The organism is Moraxella caviae (genome assembly GCF_002014985.1).
Classification (GTDB): Bacteria; Pseudomonadota; Gammaproteobacteria; order Pseudomonadales; family Moraxellaceae; genus Moraxella; species Moraxella caviae.
Genome location: NZ_MUXU01000038.1, coordinates 17,989 through 34,775, shown reverse-complemented (window position 1 = coordinate 34,775; position 16,787 = coordinate 17,989). Strand labels below are relative to the sequence as shown.

At 48.0% G+C, this 16,787-nt stretch carries 15 protein-coding genes; 8 read left to right on the top strand and 7 right to left on the bottom strand.

What is annotated here, in order from left to right; translation table 11 throughout:
• The first annotated feature begins 233 nt into the window (after window positions 1-233).
• From B0181_RS06310 to B0181_RS06280, 7 genes are all read left to right on the top strand, one after another.
• Complete coding sequence (locus B0181_RS06310; protein WP_115338079.1) at window positions 234-1,130, top strand: BON domain-containing protein; 897 nt, start codon at window positions 234-236, stop codon at window positions 1,128-1,130.
• Window positions 1,131-1,435: 305 nt separating this feature from the next.
• Window positions 1,436-1,681: a BolA family protein gene (locus B0181_RS06305; RefSeq protein WP_078276666.1), complete on the top strand. Its 246-nt coding sequence runs from the start codon at window positions 1,436-1,438 to the stop codon at window positions 1,679-1,681.
• A 118-nt stretch (window positions 1,682-1,799) separates the two neighbouring features.
• The gene (gene murA, locus B0181_RS06300) at window positions 1,800-3,062 is read left to right on the top strand and encodes a UDP-N-acetylglucosamine 1-carboxyvinyltransferase (protein ID WP_078276665.1); all 1,263 of its coding nucleotides are present in this window, start codon (window positions 1,800-1,802) and stop codon (window positions 3,060-3,062) included.
• A gap of 387 nt (window positions 3,063-3,449) precedes the next feature.
• The gene (gene hisG / locus B0181_RS06295; protein WP_078276664.1) at window positions 3,450-4,088 is read left to right on the top strand and encodes an ATP phosphoribosyltransferase; all 639 of its coding nucleotides are present in this window, start codon (window positions 3,450-3,452) and stop codon (window positions 4,086-4,088) included.
• Between the two features lie 113 nt (window positions 4,089-4,201).
• Window positions 4,202-5,506 carry a histidinol dehydrogenase gene (hisD, locus tag B0181_RS06290; protein ID WP_078276663.1) on the top strand — a complete coding sequence of 435 codons (1,305 nt, stop codon included), beginning with the start codon at window positions 4,202-4,204 and terminating at the stop codon, window positions 5,504-5,506.
• 54 nt (window positions 5,507-5,560) lie between these two features.
• Window positions 5,561-6,661 (top strand): histidinol-phosphate transaminase, encoded by a 1,101-nt coding sequence (hisC, locus tag B0181_RS06285; protein WP_078276662.1) that lies wholly within the window; start codon window positions 5,561-5,563, stop codon window positions 6,659-6,661.
• Window positions 6,662-6,869: 208 nt separating this feature from the next.
• Window positions 6,870-8,396, top strand: coding sequence for a fumarate hydratase (locus tag B0181_RS06280; protein WP_078276661.1), 1,527 nt, complete (start codon window positions 6,870-6,872; stop codon window positions 8,394-8,396).
• A gap of 271 nt (window positions 8,397-8,667) precedes the next feature.
• Here B0181_RS06280 and B0181_RS06275 read toward each other — a convergent pair whose 3' ends face one another.
• The 3 genes from B0181_RS06275 to trxA form a co-directional block, all read right to left on the bottom strand.
• The gene (locus B0181_RS06275; RefSeq protein WP_078276660.1) at window positions 8,668-9,078 is read right to left on the bottom strand and encodes a hypothetical protein; all 411 of its coding nucleotides are present in this window, start codon (window positions 9,076-9,078) and stop codon (window positions 8,668-8,670) included.
• 428 nt (window positions 9,079-9,506) lie between these two features.
• Window positions 9,507-10,769, bottom strand: coding sequence for a transcription termination factor Rho (gene rho / locus B0181_RS06270; protein ID WP_078276728.1), 1,263 nt, complete (start codon window positions 10,767-10,769; stop codon window positions 9,507-9,509).
• Window positions 10,770-11,254: 485 nt separating this feature from the next.
• Window positions 11,255-11,575, bottom strand: coding sequence for a thioredoxin (trxA, locus tag B0181_RS06265; protein ID WP_078276659.1), 321 nt, complete (start codon window positions 11,573-11,575; stop codon window positions 11,255-11,257).
• A gap of 564 nt (window positions 11,576-12,139) precedes the next feature.
• Between trxA and B0181_RS06255 the strand changes: the two genes are divergently transcribed.
• A complete protein-coding gene (locus B0181_RS06255; protein ID WP_078276657.1) occupies window positions 12,140-12,868 on the top strand; it encodes an RluA family pseudouridine synthase in 729 nt (242 codons plus the stop codon).
• Between the two features lie 32 nt (window positions 12,869-12,900).
• Here B0181_RS06255 and B0181_RS06250 read toward each other — a convergent pair whose 3' ends face one another.
• From B0181_RS06250 to B0181_RS06235, 4 genes are all read right to left on the bottom strand, one after another.
• Window positions 12,901-13,698, bottom strand: coding sequence for a 3-hydroxybutyrate dehydrogenase (locus B0181_RS06250; protein WP_078276656.1), 798 nt, complete (start codon window positions 13,696-13,698; stop codon window positions 12,901-12,903).
• Between the two features lie 71 nt (window positions 13,699-13,769).
• Entirely contained in the window at window positions 13,770-15,158 is a 1,389-nt protein-coding gene (locus B0181_RS06245) for a GntP family permease (RefSeq protein ID WP_078276655.1), read from the bottom strand.
• Window positions 15,159-15,361: 203 nt separating this feature from the next.
• Window positions 15,362-16,000: a 3-oxoacid CoA-transferase subunit B gene (locus B0181_RS06240; RefSeq protein WP_078276654.1), complete on the bottom strand. Its 639-nt coding sequence runs from the start codon at window positions 15,998-16,000 to the stop codon at window positions 15,362-15,364.
• Window positions 16,001-16,060: 60 nt separating this feature from the next.
• Complete coding sequence (locus tag B0181_RS06235) at window positions 16,061-16,762, bottom strand: CoA transferase subunit A (protein ID WP_078276653.1); 702 nt, start codon at window positions 16,760-16,762, stop codon at window positions 16,061-16,063.
• Between the last annotated feature and the right edge of the window lie 25 nt (window positions 16,763-16,787).

Sequence of the window (16,787 nt, the reverse complement as noted above, 5' to 3'; positions counted from 1 at the left end):
AAAAGCTGACTTAAAAGCCGACTTAAAAACTGACTTAAAAATTGGCAAAAATTGACGAAAAAATCGCCATGATGATTGATGCACGTTTAAGTCATATATAAATTTTGGTAAAATATGCCAACCAAGCCATCAACGAGCGTTTGCGGTTTTAAAGTTTATTTGCAAATACAAATTTAAATTTAAATCAAGAAAATCAAATCAAATCAAATACTCAACCCTTTGTGAGCGATACCATGAATTTTTTCACCACTTCTTTGTATAAAAAATTGGCACTGCCAGCGGTGCTGCTGACCGCTATGGCAGGCTTGACAGCGTGCGCAACCACGGGTGCAGGCGAGAACGCCAATTTTGGTGCGCCAGTGATGAGCCGCACCATTCCTGAGCGTATCAGCGATGAGAGCATTGAGCTGACTGCACGCAAAAATTTGTCGCGCATTGAAGGCGTGAACGAAAATTCGGTGCGCATCGCCATTGACAGCTTTCGCCGAGAAGTGCTTTTGACAGGCGAAGTGCCGAGCGAAGCGGTGAAACTTGCCGTGCAAAACATGGTGGGTTCTATGAAAGATGTTACAGCGGTGTATAATTATCTGACCGTTGCCGACACGCCAAAAAGTCAAAGCCACACCATGCACGAAGGCTATTTAAAATCAAAAATCGCCGCCAGATTGCTTGCCAATAAATCCGTGCGTGCGTCTCAGTATAAGGTCATCGTGCGTGATCAGACTGCTTACGTCATGGGCTACTTAACGCCAACGCAGCAAGGGCATATCCTAGACGCCATCCAAAACACGCCGGGCATGGCAGCGGCAGTTACATTGACGACCTTGGTGAGCGATGAAGGTGCACAGCTTGGCACTGACGATGTGATGAATGAAAATATGGCAGCGCCAGCCAATGACAGCGTGGTGTATGGAGGTACGTCAAGCGGTGCGGACGATTATGTCGCCACGCAGCCTGACACTGAGCCGTACGTCATGCAAGAAATCTACACGCCAAATGCACCAACCAACGCCCCAACGAACGCTGCGCCTGTGTACGCCAATCCAAATCCAGCGGTAAGCCCAGCAAACCCAGCGGCAGGCGGTACGAGCAGCTATGTGGAGCTGTATCAAGGCACAAACAGCCCTTAAGCGGCATTTGACAAACGTCAGACATCGCTAAATTGTGCGTTTTTTCTTAAAAATTATGGGCGCACATCGCTATTTTTGATGGAATTTTGCTATAATGGCGGTATGAGCGATTGGCTTTTGCGCAGGCGTTTAGGCGTGTGCGCATTGCCATTGATAAAAGTAGGCTAAAGTGATTTTGGTTCGCCTTGAGCTTGTCAAGGGTGAGCTGATTAAGGTCTGATTTTTAATTCACCCGAACCGATTTTCGCTTTGGCATATTTTTAAAACGATTATTAAACTATTAAAAAACATATCAAGAGAGTATTATGAACGCAGATGATTTGATTGCGCTGTTGCGCCCACATTTTGTGAATGCTGAGATTCAAGCGGCAAACCAAGGCAATAAATTTGAAGTGCTGATTGTTGATGAAGCCTTTGAAGGTAAGCGTTTGGTGGCACGTCAGCAGATGGTTTATGCCATTGCCAATCCGCACATTCAAAGTGGCGAAATGCACGCTTTGACCATTCATGCGCTGACTCCAGCTGAGTATGCCGAAAAGAAAAACGCCTAAGCATGGCTTGTGCTGATTGATGGCGCTGATTGTATCACGAAATTTACAGCGCCAAAGACAGTAGCACCAAACATCACAGTACCGAATTTAGTGGTTCGTATTTTAGTAGAGAAACCCAATGGATAAATTTAAAATCACAGGCAAAAGCCGCATTGCTGGCGAAGTTGTCATTTCTGGCTCAAAAAATGCCGCCTTGCCGCTGTTGGCTGCCATGCTGCTGCCAAATGACGAAACGGTACTGCACAATGTGCCAACCCTAAAAGATACGGCAACTTTGATTGAGTTGATCGCAGGCACTGGCGTTGCCATCAAAAAAGAAGGCAATACCGTGGTGGCGGACGCACGCAGCGTAACCAGCTATTATGCGCCTTATGAATTGGTGCGTACCATGCGTGCGTCTATTTTGGTGCTGGGGCCGCTGTTGGCACGCTTTGGTGAAGCGGTGGTGAGCTTGCCGGGCGGCTGCTCAATCGGTTCACGCCCTGTGGATCAGCATTTAAAAGCCTTTGAAGCTTTGGGTGCAACCATCACGGTGGAAAATGGCTATGTGAACGCCAAAGCACCTGCAGGCGGACGCTTGATTGGCTGTGATTTTACCTTTGATATGGTAACGGTGGGTGGCACCGAAAACGTCATCATGGCGGCAGCCTTGGCAAAAGGCGTAACTCGCCTAGAAAACTGCGCTTGTGAGCCTGAAGTGGTGGATTTGGCGAATATGCTGGTGGCGATGGGCGCAAAAATTGACGGCATCGGCACACCAACGATGGTGATTGAAGGCGTGGACAGCTTGCACGGCTGTGAGTACAGCGTGATTGCTGATCGCATTGAGACAGGCTCTTATTTGGCGGGCGCACTGATGAGCGAAGGCGATGTGTTGACCACACGCACTTCAGCGCAGTTTTTGCACCCAGTATTGAAAAAATTTGAAGCGATGGGCGCAACCATCACCACAGGCGATGACTGGATTCGTGCGGTGATGAAAGGCAGACCAAAGGCGGTGGACATTCGCACCCAAGTACACCCCGGTTTCCCAACCGATATGCAAGCGCAGCTGATGGCGGTGTGCTGCTTGGCAGAAGGCACTAGTACCATCATTGAAAACATCTTTGAAAACCGCTTCATGCACGTTCCAGAATTGCAGCGCATGGGCGCAAACATCAAGGTGGACGGACATTCTGCCATCGTAGAAGGCGTGGAGACTTTCATGCCTGCACCTGTGATGGCGACCGACCTGCGTGCGTCTATGTCTTTGGTGATGGCGGCGGCGTGCGCTGATGGCGAGAGTATCATTGACCGCATTTATCACATTGACCGTGGCTATGATGACGTGGAAAATAAGCTGCGCAGCTTGGGCGTGAATATTGAGCGCATCAAGGGCTGATGGCTGGTTTTTGGAAAACGAGTTAAATTAAAAACCGTTCGTGGTGAGCTTGTCGAACCATGGGTGGTTTTTGCAATTTTTTTAAATTATTCGCTTATTTTAAAACGCCTTGCTTGATTGGCAGGGCGTTTTTTGTGGGTTTGATTTGGGCTTGTTTTGATGGTTTAAAAATCGTTTGCTAAGATAAAATGGTTTATAAATATAAGTTTTGTGTCAAGTTGTGGTGCGTTGTGGCTTTTCTTAAAGGCGATTTGGTGTATAATGGGGTGATGCGCATAAATTTACCGTAACCGCTTTAAACTAAAATTTTAAAACCAAAATTCCATAACAAAATTTTCAAAACAATCACCAAAACCGACATTTAAAAAAGTAGCGCAAGAGAGTATCATGAGTGATTTTAACGGATTGACCATCGCCTTGTCCAAAGGGCGCATTTTAGATGAAACTTTGCCATTATTTGCCCAAGCTGGCATTACGCCGCTTGAAGACATGAACAAATCTCGCAAACTGATTTTTCACACCAGCGACCCAAAAGTGCGCCTTTTGATGTTGCGTGCGTCTGATGTGCCAACCTATGTGGAGCATGGCGCGGCGGACGTGGGCATTGCTGGTAAAGACGTGCTGATGGAGTATGATGCTCAGGTGTATGAGCTGCTGGATTTGAACATCGCCAAGTGCCGCCTGATGACCGCAGGCGTGGCAGGCGAGCCGCTGCCAAATCGTAGATTGCGCATTGCCACTAAGTACGTCAATGTGGCGCGTGAATACTTTGCCAGCCAAGGCGTGCAGGTGGATTTGATTAAGCTGTACGGCTCAATGGAGCTTGCGCCTTTGGTGGGGCTGGGCGATATGATTGTGGATGTGGTGGACACGGGCAACACGCTGCGTGCCAATGGGCTTGAGCCGCGCGACGAGATTTGCCAAGTGTCGTCAAGATTGATTGCCAATCCAGCAAGTTATAAGCAAAAACTTGCGCAATTACAGCCGATTTTGGACGTATTACAAGCCGCCATTGCTAAAGATTGATGGTGTGATTGATGCAATCATTGCAAACTTTTTTAAAATGAACTTGAAATTAAGCCAAAACCAATCGCCAAATTTTTAATCAAATCAAAAATCAAAACCAAACCGAGAACATCATGCCAAACATTCTTACTTTGCGCTCAAGCGACGCCAATTTTAAGACCGACCTTGCCAAGCTGCTTGCCTTTGAAACCGTAACTGATGACAGCCTTGTCGCTACCGTTAATGACATCATCGCTGATGTGCGAGCGCGTGGCGATGCAGCGGTGCTTGAGCTGACGCAAAAGTTCGACAAACACCCAGCGACCACGATGAGCGAGCTTTTTATCAGCGCAGATGCACTAAAAGTCGCCTTTGATGCACTTAATGATGAAGTGAAAGCGGCGCTGAATCTGGCAGCCGAGCGCATTTTTGCTTTTCATCAGCACCAAGTGGAAACAGGATTTCGCTTTACCGACAGCCTTGGCAATATGCTAGGGCAAAAGGTAACACCGCTTGACAGCGTGGGTATTTATGTGCCGGGCGGTTTGGCGAGTTATCCGTCCAGCGTGCTGATGAACGCCATTCCTGCCAAGGTGGCTGGCGTGTCAAACATCACGATGGTCGTGCCTGCGCCAAATGGTGAGCTCAATCCTTTGGTGCTGGCGGCGGCGCATTTGGCAGGCGTGAATACCGTCATTACCATCGGCGGTGCGCAAGCGGTGGCGGCTTTGGCGTATGGCACGGACAGCATTCGTGCGGTGGATAAAATCACAGGGCCGGGCAATAAATATGTTGCGGCTGCTAAGCGAGCGGTGTTTGGGCAGGTGGGCATTGATATGATTGCAGGGCCGTCTGAAGTGCTGGTGTATGCCGAAGGGCAGGCGGCGGATAATGCCGACTGGCTGGCGATGGATTTGCTGTCGCAAGCGGAGCATGACACGGTGGCGCAGGCGATTTTTGTAACGACTTGCGAAAATCAGCTGAATGCTGTGCAAGCCGCCATTGATAAGGCACTGGAAAAATTGCCAAAAGCTGACATCGCACGCACCGCACTTGCCAATCGTGGCGCGCTGATTTTGGTAAAAGACCGCACGGAAGGCTTGGCGGTGGTGAATCAAGTTGCACCAGAGCATCTTGAGCTGTCTTTGGATAATCCTGAAGAAGTGCTGGACGACATTCGCCACGCAGGCGCGATTTTTATGGGACGACACACGCCAGAAGCGATTGGCGATTATTGCGCAGGCAGCAACCACGTTTTGCCAACGTCAGGCACGGCACGTTTTAGCTCGCCGCTTGGGGTGTATGACTTCACCAAAAAATCATCGCTGATTTATTGCACAGAACAAGGCAGCAAGCCACTGGCTAAGACAGCGGACATTTTGGCGGTGGAAGAAAACCTAGATGCGCACGCTTTGTCGGCACGTTTTAGACATGCTTAGTTGATGGTTTTGATGTATCGTTTGGTTTAACTGCTTGAAAATCCAAGGATTATTATGACAACGCCAACACTCCCAAACACACGCCTGTGGAGCGACAAGGCAAAAAGCCTAAGCCCGTACGTTCCCGGTGAGCAGCCCAAGCACGCCAATTTGTGCAAGCTAAACACCAACGAAAACCCCTTTGCGCCAAGCCCAAAAGCCATCGCTGCCATGCGTGCGGTGCTTGATGATGAAGCGGTGCTGCGCCTGTACCCTGAGCCAGAATCGGACGCACTCAGACAGGCGTTGGCGGATTTTCATGGGCTTGACATTGATGAAGTGTTTGTGGGCAATGGCTCTGATGAAGTGCTGGCGTTGGTATTTGCCAGTTTCTTTTTAAAGCCGCAGCCGCTTTTGACGCCTGACATCGGTTACAGCTTTTATCCTGTGTATGCCGATACCTTTGGCGTTGAATTGCAAAAAATTCCTTTGAATGCTGATTTTTGTATTGATATTAACGACTACCAAGCACCGTGCGGTGGCATCATCATCGCCAACCCAAACGCACCGACTGGCGTGCTGTTATCGCTTGCTGACATCGAGACGCTGGCACGTCGCCACAGCGATTCGGTGGTGGTGATTGATGAAGCGTACATTGATTATGCCGATGACGTGGCGGCTGCCAGTGCGGTGTCGCTGATTCGTAAATATGACAATTTAGTCGTTACCCAAACCTTCTCAAAATCGCGTGCCTTGGCGGGTTTGCGTGTGGGCATGGCGTTTGCCAATCCAAGTTTGATTGCGGCACTTAGCGCCATGAAAAACAGCTTTAACAGCTATCCGCTTGACCGTGTGGCGCAGGCTGGTGCGGCAGCGAGCATTGCTGATGGTGAATACTTTGAGCAAAAACGCCTTGAAGTGATTGCGCTGCGTGCTGCGCTGGTGAATGACTTGAATGAGCTTGGCTTTAAAGTGCTGCCAAGTTCGGCAAATTTTGTGTTTGCTGCGCCAAATCATCACACGCTTAGTGCCAAAGACGTGTTTGAAAAACTGCGTGAACAAGGCGTGATTGTGCGCCATTGGCAAAAAGAGCGTATCAGTGAGTATCTGCGCATCACGGTAGGAACTGCCGAGCAAAACGCACGCTTGATTCAGGTTTTGACGCAAATTTTGTGAGTTTTACCGTTGAACCGTCATTTTATGATTGATTAAATTATCAAAAATATGATTATAATTTAATTTTATCAATCATAACAAGATAAAAATAAAAACAGAAAATTTGCCAAATTTTGTGCGGTTTTCTGTTACAATGTGTGGGTTGGCACGGTTTTGCGCCAAATTACCACAGCCATTTGCTTTGCAAACAGCCAAAAAAGGAACTCTTATGACCATCATTAAGCAAGATGATTTTATCCAAAGTATCGCTGACGCCTTTCAGTTCATCAGCTACTACCACCCAACCGACTACATTCAAGCCCTAAGCGAAGCCCTAGAGCGTGAAGAAAACCCTGCCGCCAAAGACGCAATGACGCAAATTTTGGTGAACAGTCGTATGTGCGCCGAAGGCAAACGCCCAATTTGCCAAGACACAGGCATCGCCACGGTGTTCTTAAAAGTGGGCATGAACGTGCAATGGGACAGCACCATGAGCGTGGCAGACATGGTGAACGAAGGCGTGCGCCGTGCGTACAACCTAAACGAAAACAAGCTGCGTGCGTCTGTGCTGGCTGACCCAGCGGGCAAGCGTGTAAACACCAAAGACAACACGCCAGCGGTTATCCACATGGAAATCGTGGCAGGCGATAAAGTAGAAGTAACTTGTGCGGCAAAAGGCGGCGGTTCTGAGAACAAATCAAAACTTGCCATGCTAAACCCATCAGACAGCATCGTGGATTGGGTGCTAAAAACCGTTCCAACGATGGGCGCAGGCTGGTGTCCGCCGGGGATTTTAGGCATTGGCATTGGCGGCACACCAGAAAAGGCGGCATTGCTTGCCAAAGAATCCTTGATGAGCCACATTGACATTCATGAATTGCAAGAAAAAGCCGCCAGCGGTGCCGAGCTTTCTACCACCGAAAGCCTGCGCCTTGAGCTTTATGAAAAAGTGAACGCGCTGGGCATTGGTGCGCAGGGCTTGGGCGGCTTGACAACGGTGCTGGACGTAAAAATCTTAGACTACCCAACGCACGCAGCCAGTAAGCCTGTGGCGATGATTCCAAACTGCGCCGCCACTCGCCATGTGGAATTTGTGCTGGACGGCTCAGGCCCTGTGGAGCTGACACCGCCAAGCCTAGACGTGTATCCTGACATCACTTACAACCCTGAAAACGGCAAGCGTGTGAACGTGGATACGCTGACCAAAGAAGAAGTGGCAAGCTGGAAGACAGGCGATGTGATTTTGCTGAGCGGTAAGATTTACACAGGCCGTGATGCTGCGCACAAACGCATGACAGATATGCTAAATAATGGCGAAACTTTGCCAGTGGATTTCACCAACAAGCTGATTTACTACGTTGGTCCTGTGGATCCTGTGCGTGATGAAGTGGTCGGCCCTGCTGGCCCAACGACCGCCACACGCATGGATAAATTCACCCGCCAAATGCTTGAGCAAACGGGTCTGCTTGGTATGATTGGTAAGTCTGAGCGTGGTGAATTGGCGTGCCAAGCCATCGCTGATAATAAAGCGGTGTACCTGATGGCAGTGGGCGGCTCGGCTTATTTGGTGTCTAAAGCGATTAAAAACGCTAAAGTCGTGGCATTCCCAGAGCTGGGTATGGAAGCGATTTATGAGTTTGAAGTCAAGGATATGCCAGTTACTGTGGCGGTGGACAGCAGCGGCAACTCAGTACACGCCACCGCACCAAAAATCTGGCAAGCCAAAATCGGCAAAATCCCAGTGGTAGAAGCCTAAGCGGTACTCGGCTTAAGCTAAAACACCCAAAAAACCAAAAACCATCTCAAGCGTAAGTTTGGGGTGGTTTTTTAGTGGTGATTGTGCCAGCTTGTTGGCTTAATTGACAGGGCGGGGATTTGTTGTCTTGCAAAATCCATCAAGCAGCATCCGTAAAATTTTAGGCTGTATTTGTTGGTTTGATAAGAGTGGTTTGATAAGACTGACTGGATTGGAGAATAAAAAAAGAGAACCTAAATGGCTCTCTTTTTTGCTTATTGCTAAACTAAAATTATTTAGCAGCTTCTTTAGCAGCGTCAGCAGCGCCTTGTGCAGCGTCTGCAACAGCTTCAGCAGCGTTAGCAGCAGTTTCTGCAGTAGCGTCAGCAGCAGCTTGTGCAGCGTCAGTAGCAGCGTCTGCTACAGCACCAGCAGCGTCTTTAGCAGCTTCAACGGTTGCATCAGCAGCGTCTTTTGCTTCAGCTTCAGCAGTAGCTTCTGCGTTTTCAGCAGTTTCAGCGGTTGCTTCGGTAGCTTCTGCAGCAGCAGCTTCTGCGTTTTCAGCAGCTTCGGTAGCTTCAGCAGCGGCTTCAGTTGCTTCGGTAGCAGCAGCTTCTTCAGCTTTTGGAGCTTCAGCAGGCTTTGAGCAAGCGGTTAGTGCTAGAGAAGCGATTAGGGCAGATACGAATAGTTTGGTTTGCATGATAATCTCCGTAAGATATAGATTAGCGACAGAAAAGCCCACGCCACACCCACAATATCGTAAGTGTAATTACATGAGCCATATACTGTACTGCTGTGCGAATTATATAGTAATTATATGGAAATAAAAAGCATTTTACCAAGCAAAGCTGCAAAATATGTAAAAAAATATTTCAAAGCCTTGTTTTGGGGCAAATTGTCATTCATTTGCCATATAATTGTGATGTAATAACTCGCTTGCAGTTTTGGTAAACGCTTGTTCTATATTATCACAAAAAACGCTCGGCTGCAAAAACTTCTTGCATGATTTTGTGATTTTTGATGGTTTATGGCTTGGCTGGCTTGATAATTGGCATAAGATGATTGACATAAAAAACCACCGCTCACAGTTGAGCGATGGTTTGAATGTGTGATTCGCCTTTGCATGGCTTACTTGCCTTTGGTCATGTTGCTAAAAAATTCATCGTTGGTTTTGGAATCTTTTAGGTGGTCAAGCAAAAATTCGGTCGCTTGGCTGTCGTCCATTGGCTGTAATAGCTTGCGCAAAATCCACACACGGCGCAGGGTTTCTTCGTCCAGTAGGCGTTCTTCGCGGCGTGTGCTGGATTTTTTGATGTTGATGGCGGGGAAAATGCGGCGTTCTGCCAAATCACGCTCAAGGGTGATTTCTTGGTTGCCCGTGCCTTTAAATTCTTCAAAAATCACACCGTCCATTTTTGAGCCTGTGTCAATCAAGGCGGTGGAAATGATGGTCAAGCTGCCGCCTTCTTCTACGTTACGCGCCGCACCAAAAAAGCGTTTTGGGCGTTCTAGGGCGTGCGCATCCACACCACCTGTCAAAACTTTGCCGCTTGATGGAATGACGGTGTTATAGGCGCGAGCTAGGCGTGTGATGGAGTCTAGCAAAATCACCACATCTTGCTTATGCTCCACAAGGCGTTTGGCTTTTTCAATCACCATTTCAGCGACTTGAATGTGGCGTGTTGGCGGCTCATCAAAGGTGGAAGCCACCACTTCGCCACGCACGGTGCGCTGCATTTCGGTTACTTCTTCAGGGCGCTCGTCAATCAGTAGCACGATGACGTGGCATTCTGGGTGATTTTTGGTGATGGCGTGGGCGATGCTTTGCAGCAGTACGGTTTTACCTGCTTTTGGCGGCGCAACGATGATGGAGCGCTGACCTTTACCGATGGGCGCAATCAAATCAATCACACGGCCTGTCAAGTCTTCGGTCGTGCCGTTGCCTTGCTCAAGCGTGAGCTGCTCGGTCGGGAAAAGTGGCGTCAGGTTTTCAAAAATCAGCTTATGACGGCTGCGGTCTGGCGTGTCAAAGTTGATTTCGCTGACCTTGAGCAGTGCAAAATAACGCTCAGAATCCTTGGGTGGTCGGATTTGCCCTGCGATGGAGTCGCCAGTTTGTAAATGAAAGCGGCGGATTTGGCTTGGGCTGACGTAGATGTCGTCAGGGCCTGCCAAGTACGAGCCTTCAGACGAGCGCAAAAAGCCGAAGCCATCAGGCAGTACTTCTAGCACGCCATCGCCGTAGATGGCTTCGCCGTTTTTGGCGTGGGTTTTTAAGATGGCGAAAATGATGTCTTGCTTACGGCTGCGCGCCATGTTTTCAAGCCCCATAGATTGGGCGATGGCAAGCAATTCGGCAACGGATTTACGTTTGAGTTCGGTGAGATTCATGATGTTTTGAGCAACTGCGAAAAAAGAAAAATAGCGGTGATGGGCTGATACGCCAAGCGCACCAACAGTCAAGGATTGAGTGATTTGCAGGGATTTGCACGCAAAGCGTTGGCTTGTCAGTAGGCTAACAAGAAAAAAAATGCGTGAACGTGGAAAAAGCTGCATTAGCCGTAAGAATAATGGGCGAAGGACTCGCCATCGGCTAAGTGCTAATAATAAAGGGTTTGGGGGTAAAAAGTCAAGGCTTGGCGGTGAAAATTCGGTGTGAAAATGCAATTTGCGCTTGCTTGAGTGGCAAGCCAAACGGTGATGGCAAGGTGTAAAGTTTTGGCTTTTTAGTAAAATTTCAAAAATCTGGCAAAAACTTTATCAAATTCTGCGCAAACCCACGCAAAACCCACAAAAAAGACCCACCAAAGTGAGTCTTTTCGTGCAACATGATTTTCTGATTTGCAATAAATTCTTAGAGCAAATCACAGAACAAATCAGATGTGCTTGTCTAGCAAGGCTGCCAATTCGGTTTTTGGCAATGCGCCCACAGCAGTGTCCACTTTTTCGCCGCCTTTGAACACAAACAGCGTAGGAATGCTGCGAATGCCAAAACGTGCGGTAACTTCTGGGTTTTCGTCCACGTTTACTTTCACGATTTGGGCGCGGTCAGCGTATTCGCCAGCCAGCTCTTCTAGCGTTGGCGCGATGGCTTTACAAGGGCCGCACCACGCCGCCCAAAAGTCTACCAATACGACTTTGTCTGATTTTAGCACGTCTGCTTCAAAATTTGCGTCTGTGGTGTTGATGATTGACATAATGATTACCTTTTTGGTTATTGAGTTGATGTCCTTATCTTAGATAAGGCGTGTCGGCAAAATTTCAAGGCGCACCAAGCACTTTGCGCACCGATTGCATTTTTGCCTGATTTTGGTGCTATAATAGCAAACTTTTTGAAAAAATTGGCAATGCTGACGTTGAGTTTTTTAAAACGCTAAAATTTATCTGGTGTAAATTTGTGAACTTTAAGCGTGGCTTAGGCTTGGTTGGGGTTTTGGTTTTGACTTGGGTAAGCTGTCGGATTTGGCGTGAATGCGTTTGCCAATTTTGACAAAGATTTAGGGCGGTTGTACAAATTAAATTGCGCCAATGAAATTGCAAAAATAAGCGTGCAAACTGAGCCGTTTATCAAATCGTTACAATCTATTGCAATCTATCCATTACAAACCCAATTTTTAAGCCCAAATTTTCAAATCAAACCATGCTAAGCGTAAAATTATTTGCCAAAAACTGCCATAAAAAGCGAGAAGTAAAAAAGCGTTAATTTTTACCAGCATTGACAATTCACCAATCTATTATCAATCCGCCATCATTTTATCATTATGAACATCACTGAAGCTGACATCGCACGCCTAAATGCCGAAGAATTGGATAAACCGCAGGCGTTTTTTGAAGAATTTGCGCACGCCATCACCGTCTATGCGGACGATGACATTTGGGTGGTGGATAAGCCAGCTGGGCTTTTGAGCGTGGACGGCAAGACGCTCAAAGTGAGCTTGCAATCAAGGCTGTTGCGTGTCAATCCCGAAGTGAAGCTGATTCATCGCTTGGACATGGATACGTCTGGGCTGATGATTTTTGGCAAATCGGCGGCGGCGCAAACGCACATCAGCAAGCAATTTATTGAGCGCATTCCCCAAAAAGAATATCAGGCGGTGGTGTTTGGGACGCTTGGCGAGCAGGGCGAAAAAGGCGTGATTGACGTGCCTGTACGCTATGAGTCGACCACTAAGCCGCGCCACATCGTTGATGAGACGTGGTCAAAGCGTGCGCTGACGCATTATCAGGTGCTGCGCCACGAGCTGCGCGGCGATGAGAGCGGTGAGCAGCACGCGGTTACACGAGTGGCGTTAAAGCCCATCACGGGGCGCAGTCATCAGCTGCGGGTGCATATGGTGCATTTGGGTCATGTGATGATTGGCGATCCGATTTATGCTGAAGGCGTGGCAAGGCAGCTTGCGCCACGCTTAAATCTGCACGCCCACAAGCTGCGCCTAAAACACCCAACGCACGGCGCGTGGATGGATTGGGTGAGTGAGGTGGGGTTTTAGCATTTGAGCGTTAATCAAGACCAAATTGTTTGCTAATTCATAAACCACCCATGACTTGCCACGATGGATTGACCAGTAAAGACATTGGTGGGAAAAGCCGATAAAAACAGCGCCAACTGCGCCACATCGTCTACGGTGGTAAATTCTTTATCCACCGTATTGACCAGCATGACATCATCAATCACTGCTTGCTCGCTGATGCCTTTTTCTTTGGCTTGCTCGGGGATTTGTTTTTCTACCAATGGCGTTTTTACAAATCCCGGGCAGATGACGCAGCAGCGCACGTTATGCACCGCACCTTCGTTGGCAAGCACGCGATTTAGTCCTAGCAAGCCATGTTTGGCAGCGACATAAGACGCTTTTAATGCGCTGGCTTCATGCGAATGTACAGAGCCAATATAAATGATGGTGCTGGGATTGTCATTTTGATACATGTATTGCAAGGCGGCTTTGGTTGTCAAAAACGCGCCATCAAGATGTATGGCAAGCATTTTTTGCCAATCGCTAAACGCCAGTTTGTCAATCGGACTGATGGTTTGAATGCCTGCATTGCAAATTAAAATATCAATATCGCCATAAGCATCAATCAGCGCCTTCATGCCGTCATTCACGGATTTTTCGCAGCTGACGTCCATTAAAATTGGCAATGCCGTGCCGTGATTTTTAATAATTTCTGCGGCGACCATTTGAGCGCTTTGTTGATTGATGTCGGCAACGCCAACTTTTGCTCCCGCTTGTGCAAAAGTGTACGCCATTTGTTTGCCTAATCCACTGCCAGCGCCTGTGATGAGCGCAACTTTATTGGTCAAATCTTGGGCTAATAAATTCATCGTTGTATCCTTGTAAATGCTTGCAAGCAGCTGCCAAGCGTTAAATCTGTCAATTTTTTAATGAATAACCATTAAAAAGAGCCGAACATTGTCCCGAGTGCGATGACGGTGGCTGTCGCAATCAGCGGAATGACGATGGTAACTGCCGCGACGTTTAGATATGAAGTTTTGTGTGTTAATTTGCAGATGGCAAGCAAGGTGATTACTGCGCCACTGTGTGGCAGAGTATCTAGTCCGCCTGCCGCCATCGTGGCGACACGGTGCATGAGTTCTGGGCTGATTCCTGCAGCAAGTGCCATTTCAAGGTATTCATCACCAAGCGTGGATAGGGCGATGCTAAGTCCGCCTGAAGACGACCCTGTGATGCCTGCCAGTGTCGTCATGGCGACGGCTTCTGAAATCAGCGGATTGCTTGGCGATAAATTCAGCACGCCATCACGAATCAGCGCAAATCCTGCCAACGAAGCAATCACAGCACCATAACCAACTTCTGATGCGGTGTTGAAAATTGGCAACATGGAATCGGTTGCGCCTTGGTTGATGGTGTGTTTTAGATTTGATTGGCTTTTTAAATGAATAATCATGGCGGATAAGCACGCTGCCAGCATGGCAATAATCAGCGACCACAATCCTAAAGAGCTGCCAATGTTTAGCGCAGGAAACGTGCTATCTAATGCGGAAAAATCCATGCGTGGAAATACAAAATAAATCAGCAAGGCGTTAATCAGTACCACCAGCACGAGTGGCGTGATTGCCATGATAAAGGGGATATTGTGCGTTGGTTTGATTTGCTCGAGCGTATCATCGCTGTGCTTGCCATAGCCTTCGCCACAGATTTTAGCGCGCTGAACGCAGCGATTGAGCCAGCATACACCACCAACAAACATAATCGCACCGCCAATCAGTCCTAGAATTGGTGCGGCAAAAACATTGGTGCTGTAATAGGGTATTGGAATGGCGTTTTGAATTGCAGGTGAGCCGGGCAAGGCGGTCATGGTGAAGGTGAAAGATCCCAGTGCGATGGCGGCTGGAATCAGACGTTTTGGAATGTCAGCTTGATAAAATAGGTTTTTTGCGATGGGGTAAATGGCAAAGGCGACCACAAATAGCGAAACGCCGCCATAGGTGAGTAGGGCACAAATCAGCACCACTGCTAAGACGGCGCGTTCCCCCCCCAGTTTATTGACGACAAAGTGTGCGATGCTGGTGGCAGCGCCAGAATCGGCCATCAGCTTGCCAAATAATGCGCCCAGCAAAAACACAGGGAAAAATTTTAATAAAAAATTGCTTAACGCCGTCATAAAAACATCTGTATAAGCAGGCAAGCTATGAAGCCAATCGCCTGTCAAAATGACAGCCAGCGCCGCCATAATCGGTGCTAAAATCAAGACAGAATAACCACGATACGCAAAAAACATCAATAAAAACAAGGTTAAAACAATCGGCAATATGCTAAGCATTGCAAACTCCTTTTGCTGGCAGTTGGTTTTCCATGCGCTCGATTTGTTCGCTGTCTTCGTTATTTAATGAAGACAGCGAACTGTATTTATAAAAGCGAAATCCATTTTACGTTTGATAAATTAGGCGGCAAATGCTTTAGTCGCTTTAGTGGTTGCATTGGTTGCGTTTTGATGTACGGGCAGCCAATGCGTTTCGCCAGCTTTTATCCAAGTGCAACTGTCAGTGGCACAGGCGTTACTTTTTTGATGTCGTCTACGCTGACGCCATCGGCAAGCTCGGTCAGTACCAAGCCATCAGCAGTTACATCATACACGCCAAGCTCGGTGATGATTTGATTAACCACGCCTTTGCCAGTCAAAGGCAGCGTACATTCTGGCAGGATTTTTGGTTCGCCGTATTTGTTCACTTGTTCCATCAGTACGATGACACGCCCCACGCCAGCCACCAAATCCATTGCGCCGCCCATGCCTTTGACGAGTTTTCCGGGAATCATCCAGTTTGCCAAATCGCCTTTTTCGGACACTTCCATCGCGCCCAAGATTGCCAAATTGACATGGCCGCCACGAATCATGGCAAAGGACGTTGAGCTGCTAAAAAAACTTGCGCCTGTTTTTGCGGTAACGGTTTGTTTGCCTGCGTTAATCAAATCTGCGTCTACCTTGTCAGCTTCTGGAAATTCACCAATGCCCAAAAGCCCATTTTCAGACTGCAGCCATACGTCCATGCCGTCTGGAATGTAGTTGGCAACCAGCGTCGGCAGCCCGATGCCTAAATTGACATAAAAACCGTCTTGTAGTTCTTCGGCGGCACGCTGCGCCATTTGGTCTCTGCTCCAAGCCATGTTTTTCTCCTTGATTGTATAAATGCACTAAAGTTATGGTTTGTTTTGCAATCTAAAAATTTAGGATTGTTTGGTGGTGATTTTTTCAATGCGTTTTTCAGGCTTGTCGTTTACGATGATTCGCTGCACAAAAATGCCTGACAAATGCACGTCATCAGGGGCAATTTCACCAATCTCCACCAATTCTTCGACTTCGGCGACGGTGATTTTACCTGCCATGGCGCAATCTGGATTGAAATTGCGTGCGGTTTTATTAAACGCCAAGTTGCCTGCTTTGTCTGCTTTTTGCGCCTTGATTAATGCAATGTCTGCGGTGAGCGAGCGTTCTAAAATGTAGCTGCGCCCATCAAATTCACGCACTTCTTTACCTTCGGCAATCTGCGTGCCAACGCCTGTGGCGGTATAAAAGGCAGGAATGCCAGCGCCGCCTGCGCGTAATTTTTCTGCAAGCGTGCCTTGGGGTGTGAGTTCTACCTCCAGTTCGCCTGATAAAAATTGACGCTCAAATTCCTTGTTTTCGCCCACATAAGACGCAATCATTTTTTTGACTTGGCGGTTTTTGAGCAGTAAGCCTAGACCAAAATCGTCCACGCCAGCGTTGTTTGAAATGCACGTCAAGCCTGTAACGCCGCTGTCTTTGAGTGCGCTAATCAAGGCTTCAGGAATGCCGCACAGGCCAAATCCACCCACAGCAAGGGTTTGGTTGTCGGCGATGATGTCTGCCAAAGCATCGCTGGCAGTGGGATAAACTTTTGAAATCATACATGCTCCTTTTGATGATGTGGTA

Excerpts from the sequence above, each read along its gene's own strand:
- B0181_RS06310 (WP_115338079.1), top strand. The coding sequence starts at position 234 with ATGAATTTTTTCACCACTTCTTTGTATAAAAAATTGGCACTGCCAGCG.
- B0181_RS06305 (WP_078276666.1), top strand. The coding sequence starts at position 1,436 with ATGAACGCAGATGATTTGATTGCGCTGTTGCGCCCACATTTTGTGAAT.
- murA (WP_078276665.1), top strand. The coding sequence starts at position 1,800 with ATGGATAAATTTAAAATCACAGGCAAAAGCCGCATTGCTGGCGAAGTT.
- hisG (WP_078276664.1), top strand. The coding sequence starts at position 3,450 with ATGAGTGATTTTAACGGATTGACCATCGCCTTGTCCAAAGGGCGCATT.
- hisD (WP_078276663.1), top strand. The coding sequence starts at position 4,202 with ATGCCAAACATTCTTACTTTGCGCTCAAGCGACGCCAATTTTAAGACC.
- hisC (WP_078276662.1), top strand. The coding sequence starts at position 5,561 with ATGACAACGCCAACACTCCCAAACACACGCCTGTGGAGCGACAAGGCA.
- B0181_RS06280 (WP_078276661.1), top strand. The coding sequence starts at position 6,870 with ATGACCATCATTAAGCAAGATGATTTTATCCAAAGTATCGCTGACGCC.
- B0181_RS06275 (WP_078276660.1), bottom strand. The coding sequence starts at position 9,078 with ATGCAAACCAAACTATTCGTATCTGCCCTAATCGCTTCTCTAGCACTA.
- rho (WP_078276728.1), bottom strand. The coding sequence starts at position 10,769 with ATGAATCTCACCGAACTCAAACGTAAATCCGTTGCCGAATTGCTTGCC.
- trxA (WP_078276659.1), bottom strand. The coding sequence starts at position 11,575 with ATGTCAATCATCAACACCACAGACGCAAATTTTGAAGCAGACGTGCTA.
- B0181_RS06255 (WP_078276657.1), top strand. The coding sequence starts at position 12,140 with ATGAACATCACTGAAGCTGACATCGCACGCCTAAATGCCGAAGAATTG.
- B0181_RS06250 (WP_078276656.1), bottom strand. The coding sequence starts at position 13,698 with ATGAATTTATTAGCCCAAGATTTGACCAATAAAGTTGCGCTCATCACA.
- B0181_RS06245 (WP_078276655.1), bottom strand. The coding sequence starts at position 15,158 with ATGCTTAGCATATTGCCGATTGTTTTAACCTTGTTTTTATTGATGTTT.
- B0181_RS06240 (WP_078276654.1), bottom strand. The coding sequence starts at position 16,000 with ATGGCTTGGAGCAGAGACCAAATGGCGCAGCGTGCCGCCGAAGAACTA.
- B0181_RS06235 (WP_078276653.1), bottom strand. The coding sequence starts at position 16,762 with ATGATTTCAAAAGTTTATCCCACTGCCAGCGATGCTTTGGCAGACATC.